Origin of the sequence: Steroidobacter gossypii, from assembly GCF_016801985.1 — a bacterium.
Lineage (GTDB): Bacteria > Pseudomonadota > Gammaproteobacteria > Steroidobacterales > Steroidobacteraceae > Steroidobacter > Steroidobacter gossypii.
In genome coordinates, this window is the sequence record NZ_JAEVLS010000001.1 from 1,394,220 (window position 1) to 1,416,493 (window position 22,274).

Below are 22,274 nucleotides of genomic sequence, written 5' to 3' on the forward strand. Positions count from 1 at the left end.
CGTCGACAGTTCCCAGTGACGGGAACTGGAGACACCCTGAAGCCGTTACTTTGCGCGCGCTCAGCGGCGCTTAACCGGACCGGGTCCGGGGAGCAGCAGTGATGAACAACAAAGCCGATACGCAGTCCTGGTTGGAGTGGCAACAGGCGGTCGTGAAGCTGATTCGTGAAGACTTCAGTGAAGTGCTGACACAGGTTGGCGAAGAAGACGTGGATTGGGACGCGTGGCGCCCACTCTACGATCAGGGATTGTCGCCGCGTGACGCGGTGGCGGACGCCTTCCTGTTATTGCCCGCTTGAAGTTGGCGTCGTTGGCGCCCGTAGCAACTTGGGTTGCCGCGTTCAATACTGCAAGCTCTGTTACGACGGAGCTGCCCAGTGAGTGCATTCCAACGTCTGCCCGCGATCTTTTTCGGGCACGGCAATCCGATGAATGCGCTGGCCGACAATGTATACACGCGCGGCTGGCGCCAAATCGGTGCTTCAATTCCCAAGCCGAGAGCGGTGCTTTGCATCTCTGCGCATTGGTATGTCCCGTATACAGGAGTGACGGCCATGCCGTCGCCGCCGACCATCCACGACTTCGGTGGCTTCCCGCGCGAGTTGTTCGAGGTCCAGTATGCAGCGCCGGGCAGCGCCGAGATTGCTGCCGAGATCCGAGACGTGATCGGACCGAGCGTGCGGCTCGACGAATCCTGGGGCTTGGACCACGGCACATGGAGCGTGCTGTGCCATGTGTATCCGGACCACGATGTGCCCGTCCTGCAGCTAAGCATCGATGAGATTCTGCCGGCGCGTGCGCACTATCGAATAGGCGGCCAACTGGCGGCCTTGCGAGAGCAGGGCATTCTGCTCATCGGCAGCGGCAACCTAGTTCACAACCTGCACGCTTACGGCTGGGGTCGGCGTGTGATCGAACCGTACGACTGGGCGGTTCGCTTCGAGCAGCAGGCGCGCGAATGGATGCTGGCCGGAAATCATCAGCCGCTGATCGATTACGAGAGTTTGGGTCAGGACGCGGCGCTTGCCGCGCCAACGCCCGATCACTATCTGCCGCTGCTGTATGTGCTTGGCGCGCAGTTGCCGGGAGACGAAGTCACGTTTCCGGTGGAAGGTGTCGATGGTGGATCGATCTCGATGCTCACAGTGCAACTAGGTTGAACAACGCCACCGCGCGTTTCAACAACGCCACCCCCGCTCACATGGAATGTGCCCCGCCGCCCTGGCGGCAGCTCGGCGAAAAAACCGCGCTTTTTTTTTGCACGAGCGCGGCTCGTCGCGACAGGGAAGTCCGATCAGCCGCCAGAAAAAAAGACAGCCCGATGTGAGATTTCACATCGGGCTGTCCGGTGCAGGAGCCGGGCGACGCTTCCAGTTCGCCGCCCTGACTGGGGCCGGGTGGCGCTTAGCCGCCGCCCTGACGTTCCTGCAACTTCGCAGCGACGCGCTCGCGCACGTCAGCGTTGGCCGTCATAGTTTCGACAATCTGGTTGAACTCATCGACGTTCAATCCCGACTTCTCCACCGCCGCAATCATGTCCGATTCGGCATTGGCCTTCACTTGATCCGCTTGGGCGGGATCCTCGGCGGTCTGCAGATCCGTAGCAGCCTTCTCTTGAATCGTCTGCACCGCTACATACGCGTCGGCGAACTTCTCGATTTTCTCATCGGTGATATTCGCAGCGGCGGCGCTGTCGCTGCCCGGCGCCGGAGTGGCGCGATCCATTTCGCTACCCGGAGGCATCTGCGATTCGGTGGCTGGCGACGGATATTCCTGAGCCGGCGGTGCAGGCTCCTGGACCTGCGCCCATGCCGCGGGGACTGCTGCGGTCGCGGCCAACAACGCGGCGTGAATCAGTTTGGAACGTAAAGTCATGAGACTCTCCTCATCTTGCGGCATCTCGCTTTCGGAATACCGCAAGCGCGAACGAGGTTCCGTGCGCGCGATTTTTTTAAAGATGTTTGTCGTCGGCTGCCGACGTGTCAGCAGCCACCGGACGCACGCATGAGCGATTCGGCCGCACTCGAATGTTGCGATATCAGGCGCTCTTCACCATCGCCATCACTTGACCGACATCGAGCGTGTTGGCTTTGTGCTGAATCTCGGGCGAATACTGACCTTGCAGTTGCTTCGCCTGACCAAGCAAGGACTGATACGTTTGTTGAATGAGCGCTGCGTTCATTTGGCGACCGCCCGAGTAATAACGCTTGGCGAGTTGTCCGAGCGCATACGTCGTCGCGAATGACATCGCTGCGCCCGCCGTGACACGACCAAGCCCGCGCCCCAGACCGCCGGCGACGCTGCCTAGTAAGCCGCCGAGCAACTTGCGCCCGAACTGTTCCACATACTGCGACGTGAGACCGACGCCGGCGGTGGCGATGAACTCACGAATGTGACCTTTGTCGAGCTGAAATCCGTAGGCCTGGCCGATGCGATACACCAGCTTGACCTGCAACGGAATGATGGCCATGGTCGCCAGCGATTGCGGCAGAAGCTCGATGGCGCCATTCACGATCGAATGATTGAGGATGTACTTATCGAGCTCGGCGTCGGACATCGTCGCTTGCCGCGCACCGCCGCTCGCTGACTGCGCCACCGACGTTGCGGCTGCGGCAGCGACGGGTGTGTTCGGCAATGGCGCATCGGCGAGCGCTGCAGCTTCTTTCTCGATCTCCATTGTTTGTTTGACGTCGAGACCGAGCGCCGCGCGCAGCTCTTGCAGGAACGTCTTCTCGGCGTCGCTGGCGACGGCGTCCGCATCGCAGACACACACCGCCATCTCATAGGCGAGCTGCTTGTGCGTCGGATCGGTGAGTGCCGCCGCCGCCTGGGATAAGTCCACGCGCTTCAACAAGACGCTCTGGTAGATCTGCGCCAGCTGCGGCGAACCTGCCTCGCCGGCGAGAGACTGGGCGATGCGCTTGATCTCCTCACGTTCGCGCTCGTCCTTGTCGCCGTCGCTGAATGCGGCCAGCAACGCAATGGTCAGAACGGCTTCTTGTTCACGTGCATTCATCGCGAATCACCTGTGCGTCGTTGAACGGTGGGCTTAACGCTTGGTGGTGCGAGCCTGCTGACTCAGCGCTACGCCGCCGAGAATCAACGCGCCGGCGACGGCCATGCTGAGCGTGAGTGGCTCGCCCAGGAACACCCACGCCCAGATTACGCCGAACAGCGGCACCAGATAAGTCACCGTCGACGTGCGAGGCGCACCGATCCGATAGAGCAGTCTGTAGAAAAGAAAATATGCGATGCCCGTGCACAGCACGCCTAACATGATCGCCGACAACCATGAGAGCGCCGGTATCGGCGTGCTCGGCCAAGTTGCCACAGCGAGAGGCGCGACCACGATCGATGCGCATAGCACTGTGGCGGCCGCGACCGCGCTGGGGGGCAGATCGTGAAGATAGCGCTTGGTGAAGTTGGCGCCAAAGCCATACAGGACGGAAGCGAATACGCCGGCGAGTGCGGCGGGCAATACGCTGCCGCCGGAAGTCTTGCCGCTTGCAAGCACGGCGACGCCGACGAAGCCCGCAAGCAAACCAAGCGCGCTACGCTTGCTGATTTTCTCGCCGAACAACATGAACGCTACGAGACTCGTGAACATCACGACGGTTGCGTTGCTGATCGCGACCACGCCTGCAGGCGCGCGTTGGGCGGCCCAAGCAAACAGCACGAACGGCGCGGCCGAGTTGATCACGCCAATGCCGAGCAATCGCAACCAATGCGATCGGGTCAGCTGGCTCCTGGCACGTAGCAGAAACGGCAACAGGATCAGTGCGCCCAACGCCAGGCGCACTTCCACCAGTGCGAACGAGCCAAAATCTTTCGCGGCGATGCGCATGAACAGGAACGAGCTGCCCCACACCGCGCCAAGCAGCAACAACTCGGCCGGCGTCAGCCAGGCGCTGACTGCAGGGGCAATGGGATCGACTGCGGTCGAGGACCGCACAGTGGGTTCGGAGCTGGCCATTGGATTGACTAAGAGATGATCCGGAACGCGACCGGGGACGTTGGCGACGCGCCCTCACTGGCGCACCGGGCGAGAGCGACTCGCCGCAAGTAGATAACATTTACCCTGGGTGCTGTCACGACGTTTGCCCGATATCGGCTCGCGCCGCGCCAGTCGAACAGTTTTTCTGATGCAGCGACTCCCATCTATTACTTTGAGCTAACGATACGTCATCGATAACCGGCCGCCTGCAACGAGAACAAATGCGAGTAATGGCCGTTCAAAGCCATCAGCTCGGTGTGGCTGCCGCGTTCGATGATGCTGCCGTTCTCGATTACCACGATCTGATCCGCCATGCGCACGGTGGAAAAACGATGCGAGATCAGGATCGCGATGCGCCCGCGCGTGAGTGTGCGGAAGTGCTCGAAGATCGTGGCTTCGGCGCTCGCGTCCATTGCTGAAGTCGGTTCGTCCAGCACCAGGATGTCGGCACGCGATCGCATGAATGCGCGTGACAATGCGATTTTCTGCCATTGACCGCCGGAGAGCTCGCGACCGTCGTTGAACCACTTGCCCAGCGGTGTGCGATAACCTTCGGGCAGCGTGGCCACGATTGCTGCAGCCATGCCTTTCTCGCCTGCGTCCCGCCAGCGCGCTTCATCTTCGAAGTGCTGTACGTCACCGGCGCCGATGTTCTCGCCGACGATCAGCTGGTAGCGCGTGAAGTCCTGGAAGATCACGCCGATGCGATCGCGCAGCGCCGCTTCATCCCATTCGCGCAAGTCCTGGCCGTCGAGCAGGATCCTTCCCGACGTCGGCGTATATAAGCGAGTCAGCAGTTTGATCAGCGTGGTCTTGCCGGAGCCGTTCTCACCGACCAGCGCCAGCGATTGTCCGGGTCGAATGTGCAAATCGACGTTCACCAGCGTGGCTTGCTCGGCGCCGGGATAGGTGAAGCTCACGTTCTCGAAACGAATGCCGTCGTCGGGCTTCGGGCCGCGCACCGCCGCGCCACGATAGTTATCGACCGGCGTCTCCAGATAGTCGTACAGCGTCGACAGATAAAGATTGTCTTCATACATGCCACCCACCGCCGACAGGATGGCCGAGACCGCCGACTGGCCCTGCCGGAACAGCATCAGATACATCGTCATCTGACCCAGCGTGATGCGAGTGGCAATGGCGGACAGCGCGATCCACGCGTAGGCGCCATAAAGCGTCGCGGTTGCGATCAGCCCGAGGAAGAAGCCCCAAGTGTCGCGCTGGATGGTGAGATTGCGATCTTCGCGGTACAGCTTGCTGAAGATGTCGCGATAGCGCTGCAAGAACAACGGACCCAGGCCGAACAGCTTCACTTCCTTGGCGTGGTCTTCGCGCGCCAGCACCGTTTCCAGGTACATCTGCATGCGCGTTTCCGGCGAGCGCCACAGGAACAGCCGGAACTTGTCGCCGGAAAATTTTGCTTCGGCCAGGAACGCCGGCAGGCCGGCGAGGATTAGCAGCACCACTGCCCAAGGCGAGAAGCGCAACAGCAGCGAGCCGAAGCTCAACAGCGAAATCGCGTTCTGCAGCAGGCCGAACGTGCGCGTCACCAGCGACAGCGGTCGGGTCGACGCTTCGCGCCGCGCGCGAGTGAGCTTGTCGTAGAAGTCGGAGTTTTCAAAATGCGACAGTTCGAGCGTCAACGCCTTTTCGAGGATCATGACGTTGACTCGCTGGCCGAGCTGGGCTCGTAGCAGCGACTGGCACAGGTTCAGTCCGCGCTGAGCGCCAGCGATGGCTGCGACCAGCGCGCCTTCGCCGGCGACCAGCAGCAGTGCCTGGTTTGTAAAGGTTTCACGCGCGGTGGGATCCGCTTGAATGGCGGCCACGACGGCATCGACGATGAGTGCACCGACATAGGCGACCGCCGCCGGCAACGCACCAGCAACGATCGTCAACAGCGCGAACGCTATCGTTAGCGGGCGACTGGTGGTCCATACCAGCTCCAACGCTCGAGTGCTGTACGCAAACACGCCCGCGAAACCGCGCGCCAGTTCAGGTTGAGTGTTGAGAGGTCGACGCAACGAGCTCATGAGCGCCTTTGTAATTGTCTTGTCATCTGCAGCAGCACAGAATCCGAATAGTCGTTGCGCGACTCGCCGCGCTCACCCATCCTCGCTTGTTCATCGAATGGTCATCTCATGAGTCATCCCGAGGATCGCTTTCAGCTGGAAACCGGCCTGTACAGCCGGGACGTCGATACGCAGCGCTTGAAGAAGCTGGACTTGAACGACCTGTCCATTGCCGAGACCGGTTCGTACCCGCGCCCGCCCGGCCTGACGGATCCTAACGACCATTCCTCGACAACCGACGGCAACGTTGGCAACTCCGTACATGGTGCCACCCCCGGCGCACTCAAGCCCGAGGACCTCCAGGCTCCGGAGGCCCTGCCGCCGCGCAAGCCCCTGGACCGCAAGCAACTCGAGGAGTGGCGGGCACTGCGCAAGCGTGTCGAGCCGGACTCGGGCCAGACCGGCGACTGACATGAAAGAAGCCCGCTTCGTCGCCGAAGCGGACGCTCGCGGTCGTACGAAACATTCAACAGATTTGCCTTGACAGCCTGCGCCGCCGGCTTCCGCGGACCAGATTGCATACAAGGAAGTTGACTCGCGCTTGGGCGGCCGGTAATACTCACCGGCATGATCGACGCGCTCGCAATTCATCGCTGGTGGTGGCGACCCTCACAGGAGAGGGCCGCTGGAGCTTGCCGGGCGTAACAAACACACACTAGCCAAGCATCCAAAGAAACCCATCTCCGCGCACCGATCCGGAGATGGGTTTTTTATCGCCCCTCGACGGACCGCAGAGCAGAGGTCAACGCCGAGGACAGTTCCGTGCAACCACCCTTCGACATCGCCGCAGACCTGGACACGCCAGTCTCGGCCTATCTGAAGCTCAAGCCGTTCAAGCCGCGCTTTTTGCTGGAAAGCGTCGAGGGCGGCGAGCGGCTGGCGCGTTACTCGTTCATTGGCTTTGGCGATTGTCTGGAGGTGCGGCTCGACGAGCGCGGGCTGAGCATCGACGGGCGACTGGGGCCTCCGCCGCAAACCCAGGCCGAACTCTTGAGTGCATTGCGCAGTGCGTTAGCGCGTGCCCCGCAGCCCAGTCCGCAGATTCCCGGCGTGCCGCTGCCCGGCGGTCTGGTCGGTGCGGCCAGTTACGATCTGGTGCGACGCTTCGAACGACTGCCGCCGCGCTCGCCACTCGCTGAACCCACCCCCGAAGCCCACTATCTCGCGCCTCGCTCGTTGCTGGTTTTTGACCACCTCACTCGCGGCGTTGCTCTGTTGCACGCGGGCAGCGAATCCGAACGCGTGGCGCTGCGCCGCGAAGTGGTCAAGGCGCTGCGCGGGGCGATCCCGTCCAGCGACAAGAAGATCAAGTACGCGCCCGCGGTCGGTAGCCTCACCGAGCAGCAGTACATCGAAGGCGTGCATCGGGTGAAGGAATATATTGCGGCCGGCGATGTATATCAGCTGGTGCTGTCGGTTCGCTTCTCCGGCCTGTGCGAGCTGGAGCCGTTCGAGGCTTATCGCGCTCTGCGTCTGCTGAATCCTTCTCCTTACATGTACTTCTGCGAGCTCGGGGATGCCACCATCGTCGGCTCTTCGCCCGAAGCGTTGGTGAAGTTGTCTCGCGGCCGTGGCTCGATGCGTCCTATCGCGGGCACGCGCCCGCGAGGTCGCGACTCGGTGGAAGACGCGCTGTTACAAAAAGAATTGCTCGCCGACCCGAAAGAAAATGCCGAGCACATCATGCTCGTCGATCTGGCGCGCAACGATCTGGGGCGGGTGGCCAAGGCCGGCTCGGTGAACGTCAATCCCTATCGCAGCATCGAGCGCTACAGCCATGTGATGCACATCGTCAGCGGTGTGAATGGCGAGCTCGCGCCCGGCAAGGACGCGTTCGATCTGTTTGCTGCCGCGTTTCCCGCGGGCACCCTGGTGGGAGCGCCGAAAGTCCGCGCCATGGAAATCATCGACGAGCTGGAGCCGGTGCGCCGTGGTTTCTACGGCGGCACCGTCGGGTACTTCGGCCATGGCGGAGACATGGATCACGCCATCACCATTCGTACCATGGTGTTTCGCGGCGATACCTATAGTTTTCAGGCTGGCGCCGGCGTGGTCGCGGACAGCGTGCCGGCTGCCGAATATCAAGAGGTCCTGGCCAAGAGCGCGATCGTGCGCCGGGCCCTGGCGCTCGCGGAGGAGGGGCTGTGAGCAATCAACCAACAGCGCGTCTGCTGCTGATCGACAACTACGATTCGTTCACTTACAACCTGGTGCAGGCCTTCATGGTGCTGGGCGCCCAGGTGCTGGTCCACCGCAACGACAGCATCACGGTGGATCACGCCAGGTCGCTCAAGCCCACGCATCTGTGTATTTCGCCCGGTCCCGGCACTCCGTATGACGCGGGTGTATCGATGCGCATGATCGAATCGTTCGCCGGCGAGATTCCGATATTCGGCGTCTGCCTCGGGCACCAGTCGCTGGTGGAAGTGTTCGGCGGCAAAGTAGTGCGCGCCGGGCGACTCATGCATGGCAAGACTTCACTCGTGCATCACGATGGTCAGAGCATCATGAAGAACATGCCCGAGCCGTTCGAAGCCGGCCGCTATCACTCGCTCATCGCGCAGCCAGAGACGTTGCCCGATACGCTGGAAGTCACGGCGCGCACCGACGAAGGCGAGATCATGGGCGTGCGCCACAAGTCTCTCAACATCGAAGGCGTGCAGTTCCATCCGGAAAGCGTGCTGACGCCGCAGGGCCCGGTGTTGATGGGTAACTTCCTGCAACAACGTTCCGGCCAGCGAGCGGCATGACCATGCGCCAGACCTTGGAGCGATTGCTCGATCGCAATCATCTGAGCGAACAGGAAGCCTCGGAGCTGCTGGTTGCATTGACCGATCCCACACTGGCGCCGGCGATGGGTGGCGCGGTGCTCGCAGCGTTGCGAGCCAAAGGCGTGACTGCCGATGAAGTGCGCGGTTTCGCCAAGAGCATGCGCAAGCTTGCGCGTCGCCCCGAGTTGCCCGAGGGTGGCCCGCTGGTCGACATGGTCGGCACCGGTGGCGATGGCTCGGGCAGTTTCAATCTTTCCACCGGCGCGGCGTTGCTGGTTGCGTCGATGGGCATTCGCGTGGCGAAGCATGGCACCAGCTCGGTGTCGAGCCGCAGCGGCAGCGCGGATGTGATTCGTGCACTCGGCTTGAACTTGCCGCTCGATGAAAAGGCCGCGGGGGAATGTCTCGGCGCGACCGGTTTCACGTTCTTCTTCGCGCCTCACTACCATCCCGCCATGAAAGCCGTGATGCCGATCCGGCAGGCGCTGGGCGTGCGCACGGTGTTCAACATTCTGGGTCCGCTGTCCAATCCGGCCGAGCCGGAGTTTCATTTGATCGGCGCGTATCACATCGATGTCGCCGCATTGATGGCCGAAACGATGGCGGGCATGCCATTGAAGCGGGCCTACGTCGTGCACGGCGCATCGGGCTGGGATGAAGCGACGCCGATCGGCCCCTTCACATTGTTCGACGTGACGCCCGGCAAGGTGGTGCGCACCACGCGCAGCGCCGAGGAATTCATGCTCCCCGCCTGCACGGTCGAGGAGCTCAAAGGCGGCGATGCGGCTTATAACGCCGAGCATCTGCGCGCCGTGTTGGAAGGCCGGGAACAGGGCGCCCATCGCAATGCGTTGATCTTGCAGGCGGCGCTGGTGCTCGAATTGCTCGGCAAAGCGGCTTCGGCGCAGGATGCCGCACAGATGGCGCAGGATGCGATCGAAAGCGGCGCCGGGCGGCGCCTGCTGGAAAAATTGACGGCTTTCGGCCGGCGCCAGAGCGCCGAAAGCCAGGGGCGCTGATCATGTCCGGGCTGCTGACTCAAATGACTCAATCGAGCCTCGACCGGCTCGAACAGGCGCGTGCACGCGAATCCGAAAAAGCGTTGTGGGCACGGGTTTCTGATATGCCGCCGGCGCCGGCGCTGCGCTTGTCGCCCGAAGGATTCGACATCATCGCCGAATGCAAGCTGCATTCGCCGTCGGCGGGTGACTTGTCCGCCAACACCAGCGATGTCGAGAGCCGGGTCACCGACTACGCATGCGGTGGCGCTTGTGCTGTATCGGTGCTCACCGAACCATTGCGCTTCGGTGGACAACTCGAACATTTGACGCGGGCCGCGCGGGTGCTGGCGCCGCACGACGTGCCGGTGATGCGCAAAGACTTTCTTGTCGATCCCTATCAAGTGATGGAAGGTCGCGCCGCGGGCGCGGGCGGTGTGCTCGTCATCGTGCGCATGCTCGACAAGAGTCGAATCACTGCGCTGCTCGATTGCGCGGCGATGTTGAAGATGTTCGTTCTGCTCGAGGCGTTCGACGCGGCGGATCTGGAAGTGGCCAGCGAAGTGTTGGCGCAGCGACGCGGGCATGACGAACAGATCCTGGTCGGGCTGAATTGCCGCGACCTCGACAAGCTCACGGTTGAATTCTCACGATTGTCCGAGCTCGCCGACAGCATGCCTTCCGGCTATCCGCCAGTGGCCGAGAGTGGCGTCCTCACACCAGATGACGTTGAAAATGCCGTGGGCCTGGGCTATCGGGTCGCGCTGATCGGCACCACGCTGATGAATTCGCCCAAGCCGCGCGAGCTGCTCGGCAAGATGTTGGCCACGGGTCGGCAGACGGCGATGAGCTTGACGACCCGCAAGCTGCGCATCGCCAAAGGCGAAGCGGTCGAGGAATGATTTGGGTCAAGGTTTGTGGGCTCACGACGCCTGACGCCGTCGCGGCGGCGGTCGATGCCGGCGTGAACGCGGTCGGCTTCGTGTTTGCCGAGTCGAAACGCAAGGTTACCGCTCAGCAGGCGGCTGAGCTCGCGCGCGATGTGCCACGTCACATCGCGCGTGTCGCCGTAATGTTACATCCGTCGCAGGCGGAGCTCGACGAAGTGTGGTCGCAGTTCCGGCCCGACGTACTGCAAACCGACATCGGGGATCTCGCCACCTTGCGAGTGCCGGCACAGTTGCAAGTGACGCCGGTCGTGCGCGCGGGGCGGGAGTTGCCCGGCGCCTTGCCGAACCGGTTGTTGTTCGAAGGGCCGGTCAGCGGCGCCGGAGCAACTGCGGATTGGTCGATTGCCGCCAGGTTGGCGACGCAGACGCAGTTGATATTGGCCGGTGGCCTGAAGCCATCGAACGTTGCTGAGGCCATCGCGACGGCGCGGCCGTTCGGCGTCGATGTGAGCAGTGGCGTGGAAGCAAGGCCCGGCATGAAGGATCCGACGAAGATTTATGAGTTTGTCCGCAAAGCGCGCGCGGCGGACGACGGAGCAACGCAATGAAACATTCCCTGAGCAAGACTGAGCAGCAGACTCTGCTCGCCAACGTCCAGCAGGACGCTTATCCCGACGAACGCGGCCGCTTCGGTCCGTTCGGCGGTCGTTACATTCCGGAAACCCTGGTGCCGGCGCTCAATCGTCTGCAGGAGGGCGTCGATCGCTACTTGCGCGATCCGGAGTTCCTGCGCGAGTTTCATGACGAGCTGAACAACTGGGTAGGTCGCGCAACGCCACTGACGTTTGCGCGAACCCTGTCGAAGCAGTGGGGCGCCGAGGTCTGGTTCAAGCGCGAGGACCTCGCCCACACCGGCGCACACAAGATCAACAACTCCATCGGCCAGGTGCTGCTGGCGAAGAAGCTCGGTGCGAAGCGCGTGATCGCGGAGACCGGCGCCGGCCAGCACGGCGTGGCTTCTGCCGCCGCGTGTGCACGACTTGGCATGCCTTGCACGGTTTATATGGGATCGATCGATATGGAGCGCCAGGCACCCAACGTCGGTCGTATGAAACTGCTCGGCGCCACCGTCGTGCCGGTGACCAGCGGCGATCAAACATTGCGTGCCGCCGTGGACGAGGCGCTACGCGACTGGGTGTCGGATCCCAACGGCACTTATTACTGCTTGGGCTCGGCCATCGGACCGCACCCGTATCCATACATCGTCCGTGAGCTCCAGTCGGTCATCGGCCGTGAAGCTCGCGTGCAGATTCTGGAGCGCACCGGCAAATTGCCCGACCTCGTGGTTGCGTGTGTCGGCGGCGGCTCCAACGCGATTGGCATGTTCCATCCGTTCGTCAAGGACAAGGAAGTGCAGATGCTGGGTCTGGAAGCCGGCGGCAACGGAGCCGGCCTCGGGCAGAACGCGGCGTCGATCGCTTACGGCACGCCGGGCGTCCTGCAAGGTTGTTTCTCTCTGCTGCTGCAGGATGAGAACGGCCAGATTCAAGAAACACATTCCGTGTCGGCGGGTCTGGACTACCCCGGCGTAGGTCCCGAGCATGCGTTGCTCGCGAGCATCGATCGCGTGAAGTATGAAGCAGTGAACGACGACGAATCGCTCGCGGCGCTGGCTGAATGCTGTGCGGCCGAAGGCATCCTGCCCGCCATCGAATCGGCGCACGCCCTGGCCGGCGCGAAGCGCTACGCGCTCGCCAATCCGGGCAAGCGAATCCTGATTTGTCTGTCCGGCCGCGGCGATAAAGACATGCCGACGCTGCAACGTACTCTTTTGAAGGATGTCCTCTGATGCCCGCCCGTGACTCTGTCAGTACTGCGATCCGCAACCGGCGAGCGACCGGTCAGCCGGCGTTGATTGCATACATCACCGCGGGCTTCCCCAAGCGGGAAGGCTTCATCGAGCAGCTGAACGCCGTCGCTGCCGTGGCCGACGTGGTCGAGATCGGCGTGCCGTTCACCGACCCGATGGCCGATGGCACCACCATCCAGCGCTCCAGCCGCGCGGCGCTCGAGCAGGGTGTGTCGTTGCGCTGGATTCTGCAGGAACTGTCGCGCGCCGAAACAAAGCCACAGGCTCCGCTGCTGTTGATGAGCTATCTGAATCCATTGCTGGCCTACGGCATGGACACGTTGCCCGAAGACGCCGCTCGCGCCGGCATCGCCGGTTTCATCGTTCCCGATCTGCCTTATGAAGAAAGCGACGAATTGCGCAATGCGCTGGACGCCCGGGGCCTCGCTCTTGTTCAGTTTGTGACTCCGGTGACTCCGACCGAGCGCATGCAGATGCTCTGCGAGGGCAGCGGCGGATTCATTTACGCGGTAACCATGACTGGCACCACTGGCAAGAACGTCGCCGTGCCCGAGGAAGTGCTGGAATATTTTCAGCGTGTCAAAAAGATCTCGCCGGTGCCGGTGTGCGCGGGCTTCGGCATTCGCAGTCGTGAACAAGTGCAACGGCTGACTCCATACATCGACGGCGCCATCGTCGGTTCGGCATTGGTCGAAGTGCTGGAGCGTGGCGAGGATCCCGCGAAGTTTCTGCGCTCGCTGCGAGACTGAAGTTTCCTGAACGCGTGGCGCGGCTGTCGCAGTCGCGCCACGGTAAATCGTCCAGTTGCGCTTCCGCGTTTGCTGTCGGAACAATCCGGCTCGCTGTTTCTTACGTAACGTCAGCGGGTTCAAGCCGCGCCCAGTGGAGGCAGGCGGGATGAGTTCCAAATCTTGGTTCGCGCGCTGGTTTCGAGGGAAACCGGAAAAAGCACCCCAGCGCCCTGCGGCCCCTACCAATCCCTATCACGCCGTGTCGGTCGTGCCGGGTACCGATGCATGCCCCGCGGCGTATCGATTTGCAGGTCAGCGGTATTTATCGCGACAGGCGCCGCGTCTGCCGCTGCCGAGTTGCGACGTCCAGAATTGCAACTGTCGTTTCAAACATCACAAGGATCGCCGCTCCGGGCCGCGTCGGCACAGCGATTGGGGCATGGTGATGGCGGGCTATTCGGGCCAGGAACGCCGGCACACGCGCGGGCGGCGCTCGACCGATGAGTATTAGTCGCCGCTCTCAGTTGCTGACTTGGCGAGAGAACGCCGACAGCCGACTTTGGGTGCGGAGCATGTCGGCCTCGGTCAGCTCGGGACGTTCAGCGCGCATCTTTTGCAACAACGCTTCGAATGCCGAGGCCGGCACCGCCGGACTGCAGTAATAACCTTGATATTGATCGCAGCTCAACTCGCGCAGGAAGCTGAGTTGCTCAGCGGTTTCGACACCTTCGGCAACCACGCGCAGGCGCAGGTTATGCGCCAGCGAAATGATGGCTTTGACGATGGAGGCGTCGTTCGGGTTCGACATCACGTCGCGCACGAAGCTGCGGTCGATCTTGAGCTTGTCGAGCGGGTAGCGGCGCAGATAGCTCAGGCTGGAATAACCGGTGCCGAAGTCGTCGATGGAGATGTGCACGCCCATCGTGCTGAGGATTTCCAGAATGGAGGCTGATTTTTCCGCGTCGTCCATGATGGCGCTTTCGGTCAGCTCCAGCTCGATGTAGCCGGGCTGCAGCTGCGCCTCTTCGATGGCCGAGCGCACCACCGCCACCAGGTCCACGTGCCGGAACTGCTTGGCCGAGAGATTCACGGCGACGCGCACCGGCGACATTCCCGAATCGATCCAGGAGCGCACCTGGCGGCAGGCCTGGCGCAGCACCCATTCGCCGATCGGCACGATCAGACCGGTGTCTTCGGCGATGGGTATGAAAACGCTCGGCGGCACCAGGCCGCGTGTCGGATGACGCCAGCGAAGCAACGCTTCGGCGCTACGAATGCGGTTGGTGGCGATGTCCACCTTGGGTTGATAGTGCAGCTCGAGCTGGCCCAGTTCGAGCCCGCGTCGCAGATCGTTCTCCAGCGACAGCCGCTCGTCCGCGGCGTTGGACATTTCCTGCGCATAGAAACGATAGCTGCCACGGCTGGCGGCTTTCGCACAGCGCAGCGCCATCTCCGCCCGTCGCAGCAGCAGCTCGAACGAATCGCCGTCGAGCGGATACATGCTGATGCCCATGGTCAGCGAGGTATGGATATCGAACGAGGCGATCACGAAGGGCAGACGCACGGCCTCGGTGATTTTCTGAACGAGCGCTTCGGCGTCGAGCGCTCCGCGCAGCCCTCGAGCGATGACCGTGAATTCATCGCCGGCCAGGCGGGCCAGGACGTTGTTGCTCCCGAGCACGCCGCGCAGCCGCTCGGACAAGGCCAGCAGCAATTCGTCGCCTGCCTGATGGCCGAGCGAGTCGTTGATGGGTTTGAGCCGGTCGACGTTGAGCACGATCAGCGCAAATTCCCGGTCGGTGCGCTGAGCTTCCACCATCGCCTGTGCGGCCACGCTGGCGGCGGCGCGTCGCGTCGGCAGGCCGGTGAGATAGTCGGCGCCGTCCCGCCGCCGTAACACTCGCTCGCGGTGTAGTTGGACCGCGAACCACGTGGCGATGATCGTGGGCGCCACGAGGACGGCGATGATCGGCAGGTACGCCAACCAGTGTTGAAGAGTCCCTTGCATGTAAGCCGAGAGTCCTGTCCCGCGGCCGCGGGACGTCAGTTGAACATATCGGGTTCGGCTCAGCGGGCTTGAGCACTGCTGCTCCAAAGAACACTGACGCCGGCCGTACAAGTGTCGAAGTGTGCGCTGGTTCGCACCGCTCGTCGTCTCGATTAACGTAATCGGGCCTCGGTTAGAATCGCCCGATGCGCTCAATCTGTGTGTTCTGTGGTTCCAGCCCGGGCAACCGCCCGGAGTATCTGCAAATGGCCCGCGCGACCGGTCGCCTGATTGCCGAACGTCAGCTCACGCTGGTGTACGGCGGCGGCAAGGTGGGGCTGATGGGGGCGATCGCGGATTCGGCGTTGGCGGCCGGCGGCCGTGTGATCGGGGTGATTCCCCAGATGCTGCTGGATCGGGAAGTCGGCCACCCCGGGCTGACCGAGCTGCACGTGGTCACGACCATGGCGGAGCGTAAGTTGCTGATGGGCGAGCTCTCCGACGGCTTTCTGACCTTGCCGGGCGGCATCGGCACCATGGACGAGCTGTTCGAGGCCTGGAGCTGGACGCAGCTGGGGCTGCACGGCAAGCCCAGCGGGCTGCTCAATTACCAGGGGTACTACGACGCGCTGGTCCAGTTCCTGGACCTGGCGGTCAGCGAGGGCTTTCAGCGGCCCCGGCATCGCGCGGCGCTGCTGGTGGATACCGAGATCGAGCCGCTGCTCGATCAGCTGCAGGCTGCGGCCAAAACGGCGCCTCCGGCGCAGTAATTCAGCTGACACCTGTCACCTTGACACTCGGGGGCCCAGACCTCAGCCTTCGGCCGCCGGTCGAACCCCGAAAATCCGGCCATTCGTCTACCGAGAGGGTCTAAATGCTTCGTACCATGCTCCAGGCCAAGCTGCACCGGGTGCGCGTGACCCAGGCCGATCTCGACTACGAGGGCTCCTGTGGCATCGACGAAACGCTGCTGGAAGCCTCCGGATTACGTGAGAATCAGTACATCGAGCTGTACAACGTCAACAACGGCGAGCGCTTCTCGACCTACATCATCAAGGCGCCCCGCGGCTCGGGCGCGATCGCGCTGAACGGCGCGGCGGCCCGCAAAGCCATGGTGGGCGACCTGCTGATCATCTGCGCCTACTCGCAGTACACCGAGGCCGAGCTCGAGAAGTACGAGCCGGTGGTAGTGCTGGTGGACGACCAGAACCGTCCGCGCATCAAATCGCTGCGCGCTGCGGTCTGAGGCGTCGAGCATGGAGCTGATCACCTGGTTCGTCGATTTCATCCTGCATCTCGACCAGCATCTCATCGATCTCATCGCCGACTATCACTACTGGGTCTACGCCATCCTGTTCGTGATCATTTTCTGCGAGACCGGCGTGGTGGTGACGCCGATTCTGCCGGGCGATTCACTACTGTTCGCGCTCGGCGCGCTCGCCGCCGTGGACGACACGGGCACCTTGAATGCGCCGGCGTTGTGGGTGCTGCTGATGATCGCCGCCTGGCTGGGCGACGCAACCAACTATCGCATCGGCAAAGCGGTGGGGCCGCGGGCCTTCAGCGGGAACATCCGCTGGCTCAAGAAGGAATATCTGGATCGCACGCATGCGTTCTACGAGAAGTATGGCGGCAAGACCATCGTGCTGGCTCGCTTCGTTCCCATCGTGCGCACGTTTGCACCGTTCGTCGCCGGCGTGGGCGCCATGAACCGGGCGAAGTTCTTCACCTACAACCTGCTCGGTGGCTTCCTGTGGGTGACGATTTTCATTTGGGGCGGTTACCTGTTCGGTAACGTGCCTTTGATCAAAGAGAACTTCGGCGTGGTGACGATTCTGATCATCGTGGTGTCGGTGATGCCGATCGTCTGGGAGATGCTGCGCCCCAAGCCGGCAGACGCATAACGCCTCCGCGGGTTTTTAACTGGTCTGTGCCCGACACGGACACGGAGAAGAGCCGAAGAACGCCGTTCTTCGGCTCGGGTTCGCGAGAGCGAATAAAAGAAAACTTGTGGCGGCGTTATTTGCGGAGGGTCAGCAGGCCCACCAGGCTGGCGCCCAGCATCGTATAGCCGAGCCACTCCGGCCCGGACCCGGTAGCGATCAGAATGATTCCGCTGAGCGCGCCGATGGCGGTCACCAGGGTGACATCGCGACGCCGCCCGTCCTCGCGAATCGTGATCTGCAGGCGCTCGATCTCTTTGTTGTCGACGGGAACGCTGAACCTGCCGTCCGAGGCGCGCTGAATCGCGTTCCCCACCAGCGGCGGCAACTGATGGATCGCCTGCAGCATATCCGGCAGCTGCTTGCGCACATCCCGCACCAGCGCCCGCACGCTCCAGCGTTCGGCCATCCACTGCCGCAACAGCGGCTGAGCGGTCTTCCACAGATCCAGGTCCGGATAGAGCTGCCGACCCACGCCCTCGATCTGCAACAACGTTTTCTGAATCAGCATCAGCTGCGGCTGCATCTGCGCATCGAAGCGCTGAGCCGCTTCGAACAGGCTGATCAGCACCTGGCCGAAAGAAATCTCTCGCAGCGGCTTGTTGGCGATCGGCTCGCACACGGTGCGCACCGCCGATTCCAGTTCGTCGACGCGAACGTGCGCCGGAATCCAGCCAGAATCGATGTGCAGCTGCGCGATGCGTCGGTAGTCGTGCTCGAAGAACGCCAGGAAATTCTCGGCCAGGTAGTGCTGGTCGCGCGGCGCCAACGTGCCGACGATGCCGAAATCGACCGCGGCGTAACGCGGCTGATCGGGATTGTCGAGCAGCACGAAGATGTTGCCCGGGTGCATGTCGGCGTGGAAGAAGTTGTGACGGAACGCCTGCGTGAAAAAGATCTCCACGCCGTTCTCGGCCAGCCGCTGAATGTTTGCGCCACGCCGCTGCAGTTCCTCCACGTCGTTGATGAGCACGCCTTGAACGCGCTCCATCACCATTACGTTGTGACGCGTGTAATCCCAATAGACCTCGGGCACATACAGCAGTCGTGAGCCGGCGAAGTTACGGCGCAACTGCGCCGCGTTCGCGGCTTCACGCTTCAGGTCCAGCTCGTCGATGATGGTCTTTTCATACTCGCGAACCAGCTCGACCGGGCGCAGCCGGGGAGCATCGCGCCAGTAGCGATTGGCCAGATCCGCCAGCGCATACAGCACTTCGACATCGCGCTGGATCAGCTGACGAATGCCAGGCCGTACGATCTTGACGACGACTTCCTTGCCGTCCTTGAGCTGCGCGCCATGAACTTGCGCGATGGTCGCGGCAGCCAAGGGTTCGGTATCGAAACGTGCGAACACGTCGCTCGTCGGCCGCTCATACGCGGCTTCGACGATGGCCCGCGCCGCTTCCTTCGAGAACGGCGGCACGCGATCCTGCAATTTCTCCAACTCGTCGGCGATGTCTCGCGGCAGCAGATCGCGCCGCGTCGATAACGTCTGACCGAACTTCATGAAGATCGGCCCGAGCTCCTCCAGCGCCAGGCGCAGCCGCTCGCCCCGCGTCAGCGAAGCTTTGCGACGAAACCAGGTGTTCGGGGAAAGATAAAACGCGAAGCGGACCGGCCGGAACAGATGCGTGGCCAGGATGATCTCATCCAGGCGATGACGCACCAGGACGCGTTGAATCTGCAGCAGCCGGGAAAGAACTCTCAGGCGCATGCTTCAGCCGCGCTTGCGTTCGAGCAGCGCCAGACGCGCTTCGAAACGGTCCACGTCGTCACGCAGCTTGTCGACGCCGGCGATGAATTCATCGGCTTCAGTCCGGCTCGGCGCGTCACGACCTTCTTCCTGTAAATATTCGGAGACGTTCTGCGCGAATGTATCGGCTGCCCGACGTGCGAAGCCGAGCGCCGAGCGCGCGGCATTGCCGACTTGATGAGCGGCAACGTCGCCGATGACGCGAGACAACTCTTCTTCCAGATCCGGCCGCGCCTGCTTGAGCAATTCACTGAACGTCTGCGCGACTTCGGCATCGCCGTGTATGTGCACCGAGCCGGTTCGCAGCGCCGTTTCCGGCGCTGGACCCGCCATGCGCAGCAGTGACAGCGGCGTTCCGGAGAGTGTCGCATTCGGTGTGCCTTCGTAGGTCGTATCGAGGCACATCTGCTCGCCTTGCGCTCGGAAGAAGATGCTCAGCGGCATGCCTTCGACGTGCAGCGCCAGCACTTTGGTGTCCAAGCGACGGCACAGCGCACGCGCCGCCGACGACGCAGCGATGTTTCTATTGAGCAGCGATTCGAGCGGCGTCAGGCGCATGTCAGAACCTATAGCCGCGGTGCAGGGCGACGATGCCGCCGGTGAGATTGTGATATTTGCAGTTCTCGAGGCCCGCCGCCTGCATCATCTCGATCAATTCCTGCTGCTTGGGGAAGCGGCGGATGGATTCGGCGAGATAGCGATAGCTGGCTTCGTCTCGCGCCACGACTTTGCCAAGCCACGGCAAGACCGAGAACGAATACGCGTCGTAGAGCGGTTTCAAGCCTGGCGCGACGGGATGCGAGAACTCGAGGATGAGCAACTGACCGCCGGGTTTGAGCACCCGTTGCATGGAGCGCAATGCTGCCGCCTTGTCGGTGACATTGCGTAGCCCGAAGCCGATGGTGACGCAATCGAAGCTGCTGTCGGGAAACGGCAGGCGCTCCGCGTTGGCGAGCGAATAGCGCACGTTATTCACGAAGCCGCGATCGGTCATCGCGTCTCGGCCTGCTGCCAGCATGGCGGCATTGATGTCCGTATGGATCACCAGGCCGGTTTCGCCCACCTGTTTGCACATGCCGGCGGCAAGGTCACCGGTGCCGCCGGCCACGTCGAGCGCCCGCTGCCCGGGACGCAGACCGGTCTGCGACAGGGTGAAATGCTTCCACAGCCGATGAGTGCCCGCCGACATCAGGTCGTTCATCAGGTCGTAGTTGCCCGCGACCGATTCGAACACGGCTCGAACCCGCGCCTGCTTTTCGGCCACCGGCACTTGCTGATAGCCGAAGTCGGTGGTCGAGGATGAGTTGGGTGGGGTGTCGCTCATGGTCGTCGCTAACGGTGACGACGCATTTTAGTCGAGTTTCGAGGCCGGCGCTTGAGTTGGACTCGAATCCGCGGCCCGCCGCCGCGCTTTATCGCTGCGGCGGTTTCAGAGAAAACGCCGGCTTTTTCGGCAGCACGGTCGGATAGGCGATGCCCAATTCCTGCAAACGCTCCAGGTAGCTCTGCCATTTCTGCGCGCGGTCCCGACCGAGCTCGTACAGATAGCCCCAGGTGTAGAGCCCGGTGTTGTGGCCGTCGTCGAAGACCAGCTTCACCGCGTAATTGCCCACCGGTTCGACCTGGGTGATCACGACGTCGTGCTTACCCAGCTGCAACTGTTCCTGGCCGGGGCCGTGCCCGCGCACCTCGGCCGAAGGCGAGAACACGCGCAGGTATTCGTACGGCAGCTCGAACACCGAGCCGTCGTCGAAGCTCACTTGCAGTACGCGCGACTTGGTGCGGGACTTGATGTTGGTCGGATGCGGCATGGCTTCTGAAACCGAGGGAGTTACAGAATGTACCGCGTCAGATCTTCGTCCTTCACCAGCTCGCCGAGGTGTTTGTCGACGTATTGCTGGTCGATGGTCAGGCTGTAGCCGTTGCGATCGGCGGCTTCGTACGAGAGCGCTTCGAGCAATCGCTCCAGCACGGTGTGCAGACGCCGTGCGCCGATGTTCTCGGTGCGCTCGTTGACCTGATACGCGACTTCGGCGATGCGCCGCACGCCGCTGGGATCGAACTCCAACGTCACGCCTTCGGTAGCCAGCAGCGCCTTGTACTGCGTGCACAGCGACGCGTCGGGCTCGGTCAGAATGCGAATGAAGTCTTCGACCTTGAGCGCGTCCAGTTCGACGCGAATCGGGAAGCGGCCCTGCAGCTCCGGAATCAGATCGGAAGGCTTGGACATGTGGAACGCGCCGGACGCGATGAACAGGATATGGTCGGTCTTCACCATGCCGTGCTTGGTGCTCACGGTGCTGCCTTCGACCAGCGGCAACAGGTCGCGCTGCACGCCTTCGCGCGACACGTCCGCGCCATGCGTTTCCTGGCGACGCGCGATCTTGTCGATCTCGTCGATGAAGACGATGCCGTTCTGCTCGGCGTTTTGCAGAGCGCGCAGCTTCAGGTCCTCCTCGTTGATCATCTTCGCGGCTTCTTCGTCCGTGAGCAGCTTGAAGGCTTCGCGAACCTTGACCTTGCGAGTCTTGGTGCGTGAGCCGCCCAGGTTCGAGAACATGCTCTGCAACTGCTGAGTGAGATCTTCCATGCCGGCCGGCGCCATGATTTCCACGCCGACCGGCAGGGCGCGCACTTCGACTTCGATTTCACGATCGTCGAGCTGGCCTTCACGCAGCATCTTGCGGAATTTCTGGCGCGTGTCGCCGTCGCGAGGATTGGGTTCGGGCTCGGGGGTGAAGCCGAGCGATTTGGGCCGCGGCAGCAGTGCGTCGAGCACGCGTTCCTCGGCGGCGTCCATGGCGCGGTGACGGACCTTTTCCATTTCTTCTTCGCGAGTCATCTTGACCGCGACGTCCATCAAATCCTTGATGATCGAATCCACTTCGCGGCCCACGTAGCCGACTTCGGTGAACTTGGTCGCTTCGACCTTGATGAACGGCGCGCGCGCCAGGCGCGCGAGGCGGCGCGCGATTTCGGTTTTGCCGACACCGGTTGGGCCGATCATCAGAATGTTTTTCGGCGTGATTTCCGCGCGCAGCGCTTCGACGACTTGCATGCGCCGCCAGCGGTTACGCAGCGCGATGGCGACGGCGCGTTTGGCGGCGCCCTGCCCGACGATATGTTTGTCGAGCTCTTGAACGATTTCTCTCGGGGTCATGGACATAAATGGAAGTGACTGGTGACTAGCGACGGGTGACTATGGCGCCGTGGCGGCGGCATGCGCCGAGCCATTTCTGACTGTTCATTAGTCATTAGTCACCAG

General features: G+C 62.5%; 24 protein-coding genes. 14 read left to right on the plus strand and 10 right to left on the minus strand.

Annotation, left to right across the window (positions count from 1 at the left end):
- Nucleotides 1-101: 101 nt before the first annotated feature.
- Nucleotides 102-299, plus strand: a complete 198-nt coding sequence (locus tag JM946_RS06025) for a hypothetical protein (RefSeq protein WP_203166245.1) — start codon at nucleotides 102-104, stop codon at nucleotides 297-299.
- A gap of 78 nt (nucleotides 300-377) precedes the next feature.
- Nucleotides 378-1,160, plus strand: coding sequence for a 4,5-DOPA-extradiol-dioxygenase (ygiD, locus tag JM946_RS06030; protein WP_203166247.1), 783 nt, complete (start codon nucleotides 378-380; stop codon nucleotides 1,158-1,160).
- A gap of 244 nt (nucleotides 1,161-1,404) precedes the next feature.
- On the opposite strand, the gene JM946_RS06035 is transcribed toward ygiD, so the two are convergent.
- The 4 genes from JM946_RS06035 to JM946_RS06050 form a co-directional block, all read right to left on the minus strand.
- Entirely contained in the window at nucleotides 1,405-1,875 is a 471-nt protein-coding gene (locus JM946_RS06035; protein ID WP_203166249.1) for a DUF4168 domain-containing protein, read from the minus strand.
- A gap of 163 nt (nucleotides 1,876-2,038) precedes the next feature.
- Nucleotides 2,039-3,016, minus strand: a complete 978-nt coding sequence (locus tag JM946_RS06040; RefSeq protein ID WP_203166250.1) for a YcjF family protein — start codon at nucleotides 3,014-3,016, stop codon at nucleotides 2,039-2,041.
- Between the two features lie 33 nt (nucleotides 3,017-3,049).
- Nucleotides 3,050-3,973: a DMT family transporter gene (locus tag JM946_RS06045; protein WP_203166252.1), complete on the minus strand. Its 924-nt coding sequence runs from the start codon at nucleotides 3,971-3,973 to the stop codon at nucleotides 3,050-3,052.
- A 209-nt stretch (nucleotides 3,974-4,182) separates the two neighbouring features.
- Nucleotides 4,183-6,027, minus strand: coding sequence for an ABC transporter ATP-binding protein (locus tag JM946_RS06050; protein ID WP_203166254.1), 1,845 nt, complete (start codon nucleotides 6,025-6,027; stop codon nucleotides 4,183-4,185).
- Nucleotides 6,028-6,135: 108 nt separating this feature from the next.
- Here JM946_RS06050 and JM946_RS06055 point away from each other — a divergent pair, with 108 nt between their 5' ends.
- The 9 genes from JM946_RS06055 (at nucleotide 6,136) to JM946_RS06095 (ending at nucleotide 13,837) form a co-directional block, all read left to right on the plus strand.
- Nucleotides 6,136-6,477, plus strand: a complete 342-nt coding sequence (locus JM946_RS06055; protein WP_203166256.1) for a hypothetical protein — start codon at nucleotides 6,136-6,138, stop codon at nucleotides 6,475-6,477.
- A gap of 351 nt (nucleotides 6,478-6,828) precedes the next feature.
- Nucleotides 6,829-8,214, plus strand: coding sequence for an anthranilate synthase component I family protein (locus tag JM946_RS06060; RefSeq protein WP_203166257.1), 1,386 nt, complete (start codon nucleotides 6,829-6,831; stop codon nucleotides 8,212-8,214).
- The gene (locus tag JM946_RS06065) at nucleotides 8,211-8,816 is read left to right on the plus strand and encodes an anthranilate synthase component II (RefSeq protein ID WP_322110901.1); all 606 of its coding nucleotides are present in this window, start codon (nucleotides 8,211-8,213) and stop codon (nucleotides 8,814-8,816) included. Before JM946_RS06060 ends, JM946_RS06065 begins: the two co-directional genes overlap by 4 nt.
- 2 nt (nucleotides 8,817-8,818) lie before the next feature.
- On the plus strand, nucleotides 8,819-9,856 hold the full coding sequence (gene trpD, locus JM946_RS06070; RefSeq protein WP_218042610.1) for an anthranilate phosphoribosyltransferase: 1,038 nt from the start codon (nucleotides 8,819-8,821) through the stop codon (nucleotides 9,854-9,856).
- A 2-nt stretch (nucleotides 9,857-9,858) separates the two neighbouring features.
- A complete protein-coding gene (locus tag JM946_RS06075; protein ID WP_203166259.1) occupies nucleotides 9,859-10,737 on the plus strand; it encodes an indole-3-glycerol phosphate synthase TrpC in 879 nt (292 codons plus the stop codon).
- The gene (locus JM946_RS06080; protein ID WP_203166260.1) at nucleotides 10,734-11,333 is read left to right on the plus strand and encodes a phosphoribosylanthranilate isomerase; all 600 of its coding nucleotides are present in this window, start codon (nucleotides 10,734-10,736) and stop codon (nucleotides 11,331-11,333) included. The genes JM946_RS06075 and JM946_RS06080 overlap by 4 nt, the downstream gene beginning before the upstream one ends.
- On the plus strand, nucleotides 11,330-12,574 hold the full coding sequence (trpB, locus tag JM946_RS06085) for a tryptophan synthase subunit beta (protein WP_203166261.1): 1,245 nt from the start codon (nucleotides 11,330-11,332) through the stop codon (nucleotides 12,572-12,574). The genes JM946_RS06080 and trpB overlap by 4 nt, the downstream gene beginning before the upstream one ends.
- Complete coding sequence (trpA, locus tag JM946_RS06090) at nucleotides 12,574-13,344, plus strand: tryptophan synthase subunit alpha (protein ID WP_203166262.1); 771 nt, start codon at nucleotides 12,574-12,576, stop codon at nucleotides 13,342-13,344. The genes trpB and trpA overlap by 1 nt, the downstream gene beginning before the upstream one ends.
- A 148-nt stretch (nucleotides 13,345-13,492) precedes the next feature.
- Nucleotides 13,493-13,837, plus strand: coding sequence for a hypothetical protein (locus JM946_RS06095; protein ID WP_203166263.1), 345 nt, complete (start codon nucleotides 13,493-13,495; stop codon nucleotides 13,835-13,837).
- A gap of 9 nt (nucleotides 13,838-13,846) precedes the next feature.
- Here the strand turns inward: JM946_RS06095 and JM946_RS06100 are convergent, their stop codons facing one another.
- Complete coding sequence (locus tag JM946_RS06100; protein WP_203166264.1) at nucleotides 13,847-15,334, minus strand: putative bifunctional diguanylate cyclase/phosphodiesterase; 1,488 nt, start codon at nucleotides 15,332-15,334, stop codon at nucleotides 13,847-13,849.
- A 185-nt stretch (nucleotides 15,335-15,519) separates the two neighbouring features.
- Between JM946_RS06100 and JM946_RS06105 the strand changes: the two genes are divergently transcribed.
- The 3 genes from JM946_RS06105 to JM946_RS06115 all read left to right on the plus strand — a co-directional run bounded on the left by JM946_RS06105 (nucleotide 15,520) and on the right by JM946_RS06115 (nucleotide 17,217).
- The gene (locus tag JM946_RS06105; protein ID WP_203166265.1) at nucleotides 15,520-16,083 is read left to right on the plus strand and encodes an LOG family protein; all 564 of its coding nucleotides are present in this window, start codon (nucleotides 15,520-15,522) and stop codon (nucleotides 16,081-16,083) included.
- 104 nt (nucleotides 16,084-16,187) lie between these two features.
- Nucleotides 16,188-16,559 carry an aspartate 1-decarboxylase gene (gene panD, locus JM946_RS06110; RefSeq protein WP_203166266.1) on the plus strand — a complete coding sequence of 124 codons (372 nt, stop codon included), beginning with the start codon at nucleotides 16,188-16,190 and terminating at the stop codon, nucleotides 16,557-16,559.
- Nucleotides 16,560-16,569: 10 nt separating this feature from the next.
- Complete coding sequence (locus JM946_RS06115) at nucleotides 16,570-17,217, plus strand: DedA family protein (protein ID WP_203166267.1); 648 nt, start codon at nucleotides 16,570-16,572, stop codon at nucleotides 17,215-17,217.
- Nucleotides 17,218-17,332: 115 nt separating this feature from the next.
- On the opposite strand, the gene ubiB is transcribed toward JM946_RS06115, so the two are convergent.
- The 5 genes from ubiB to hslU all read right to left on the minus strand — a co-directional run bounded on the left by ubiB (nucleotide 17,333) and on the right by hslU (nucleotide 22,169).
- Nucleotides 17,333-18,970, minus strand: coding sequence for a ubiquinone biosynthesis regulatory protein kinase UbiB (gene ubiB / locus JM946_RS06120; RefSeq protein WP_203166268.1), 1,638 nt, complete (start codon nucleotides 18,968-18,970; stop codon nucleotides 17,333-17,335).
- 3 nt (nucleotides 18,971-18,973) lie between these two features.
- Complete coding sequence (locus JM946_RS06125; RefSeq protein ID WP_203166269.1) at nucleotides 18,974-19,567, minus strand: ubiquinone biosynthesis accessory factor UbiJ; 594 nt, start codon at nucleotides 19,565-19,567, stop codon at nucleotides 18,974-18,976.
- Nucleotide 19,568: 1 nt separating this feature from the next.
- The gene (ubiE, locus tag JM946_RS06130) at nucleotides 19,569-20,333 is read right to left on the minus strand and encodes a bifunctional demethylmenaquinone methyltransferase/2-methoxy-6-polyprenyl-1,4-benzoquinol methylase UbiE (protein ID WP_203166270.1); all 765 of its coding nucleotides are present in this window, start codon (nucleotides 20,331-20,333) and stop codon (nucleotides 19,569-19,571) included.
- Between the two features lie 88 nt (nucleotides 20,334-20,421).
- Nucleotides 20,422-20,820 (minus strand): gamma-butyrobetaine hydroxylase-like domain-containing protein, encoded by a 399-nt coding sequence (locus tag JM946_RS06135; protein WP_203166271.1) that lies wholly within the window; start codon nucleotides 20,818-20,820, stop codon nucleotides 20,422-20,424.
- Nucleotides 20,821-20,840: 20 nt separating this feature from the next.
- Complete coding sequence (gene hslU / locus JM946_RS06140; RefSeq protein ID WP_203166272.1) at nucleotides 20,841-22,169, minus strand: ATP-dependent protease ATPase subunit HslU; 1,329 nt, start codon at nucleotides 22,167-22,169, stop codon at nucleotides 20,841-20,843.
- Between the last annotated feature and the right edge of the window lie 105 nt (nucleotides 22,170-22,274).

What these genes read in the sequence shown, in the direction of transcription:
- JM946_RS06055 (WP_203166256.1), top strand. Translation starts at nt 6,136, where the DNA reads ATGAGTCATCCCGAGGATCGCTTTCAGCTGGAAACCGGCCTGTACAGC.
- JM946_RS06040 (WP_203166250.1), bottom strand. Translation starts at nt 3,016, where the DNA reads ATGAATGCACGTGAACAAGAAGCCGTTCTGACCATTGCGTTGCTGGCC.
- hslU (WP_203166272.1), bottom strand. Translation starts at nt 22,169, where the DNA reads ATGACCCCGAGAGAAATCGTTCAAGAGCTCGACAAACATATCGTCGGG.
- JM946_RS06125 (WP_203166269.1), bottom strand. Translation starts at nt 19,567, where the DNA reads ATGCGCCTGACGCCGCTCGAATCGCTGCTCAATAGAAACATCGCTGCG.
- ubiB (WP_203166268.1), bottom strand. Translation starts at nt 18,970, where the DNA reads ATGCGCCTGAGAGTTCTTTCCCGGCTGCTGCAGATTCAACGCGTCCTG.
- trpA (WP_203166262.1), top strand. Translation starts at nt 12,574, where the DNA reads ATGCCCGCCCGTGACTCTGTCAGTACTGCGATCCGCAACCGGCGAGCG.
- JM946_RS06050 (WP_203166254.1), bottom strand. Translation starts at nt 6,027, where the DNA reads ATGAGCTCGTTGCGTCGACCTCTCAACACTCAACCTGAACTGGCGCGC.
- JM946_RS06100 (WP_203166264.1), bottom strand. Translation starts at nt 15,334, where the DNA reads ATGCAAGGGACTCTTCAACACTGGTTGGCGTACCTGCCGATCATCGCC.
- JM946_RS06135 (WP_203166271.1), bottom strand. Translation starts at nt 20,820, where the DNA reads ATGCCGCATCCGACCAACATCAAGTCCCGCACCAAGTCGCGCGTACTG.
- JM946_RS06075 (WP_203166259.1), top strand. Translation starts at nt 9,859, where the DNA reads ATGTCCGGGCTGCTGACTCAAATGACTCAATCGAGCCTCGACCGGCTC.
- JM946_RS06045 (WP_203166252.1), bottom strand. Translation starts at nt 3,973, where the DNA reads ATGGCCAGCTCCGAACCCACTGTGCGGTCCTCGACCGCAGTCGATCCC.
- trpB (WP_203166261.1), top strand. Translation starts at nt 11,330, where the DNA reads ATGAAACATTCCCTGAGCAAGACTGAGCAGCAGACTCTGCTCGCCAAC.
- trpD (WP_218042610.1), top strand. Translation starts at nt 8,819, where the DNA reads ATGCGCCAGACCTTGGAGCGATTGCTCGATCGCAATCATCTGAGCGAA.
- JM946_RS06025 (WP_203166245.1), top strand. Translation starts at nt 102, where the DNA reads ATGAACAACAAAGCCGATACGCAGTCCTGGTTGGAGTGGCAACAGGCG.
- JM946_RS06115 (WP_203166267.1), top strand. Translation starts at nt 16,570, where the DNA reads ATGGAGCTGATCACCTGGTTCGTCGATTTCATCCTGCATCTCGACCAG.
- JM946_RS06095 (WP_203166263.1), top strand. Translation starts at nt 13,493, where the DNA reads ATGAGTTCCAAATCTTGGTTCGCGCGCTGGTTTCGAGGGAAACCGGAA.
- JM946_RS06035 (WP_203166249.1), bottom strand. Translation starts at nt 1,875, where the DNA reads ATGACTTTACGTTCCAAACTGATTCACGCCGCGTTGTTGGCCGCGACC.
- ubiE (WP_203166270.1), bottom strand. Translation starts at nt 20,333, where the DNA reads ATGAGCGACACCCCACCCAACTCATCCTCGACCACCGACTTCGGCTAT.
- JM946_RS06105 (WP_203166265.1), top strand. Translation starts at nt 15,520, where the DNA reads ATGCGCTCAATCTGTGTGTTCTGTGGTTCCAGCCCGGGCAACCGCCCG.
- panD (WP_203166266.1), top strand. Translation starts at nt 16,188, where the DNA reads ATGCTTCGTACCATGCTCCAGGCCAAGCTGCACCGGGTGCGCGTGACC.
- JM946_RS06080 (WP_203166260.1), top strand. Translation starts at nt 10,734, where the DNA reads ATGATTTGGGTCAAGGTTTGTGGGCTCACGACGCCTGACGCCGTCGCG.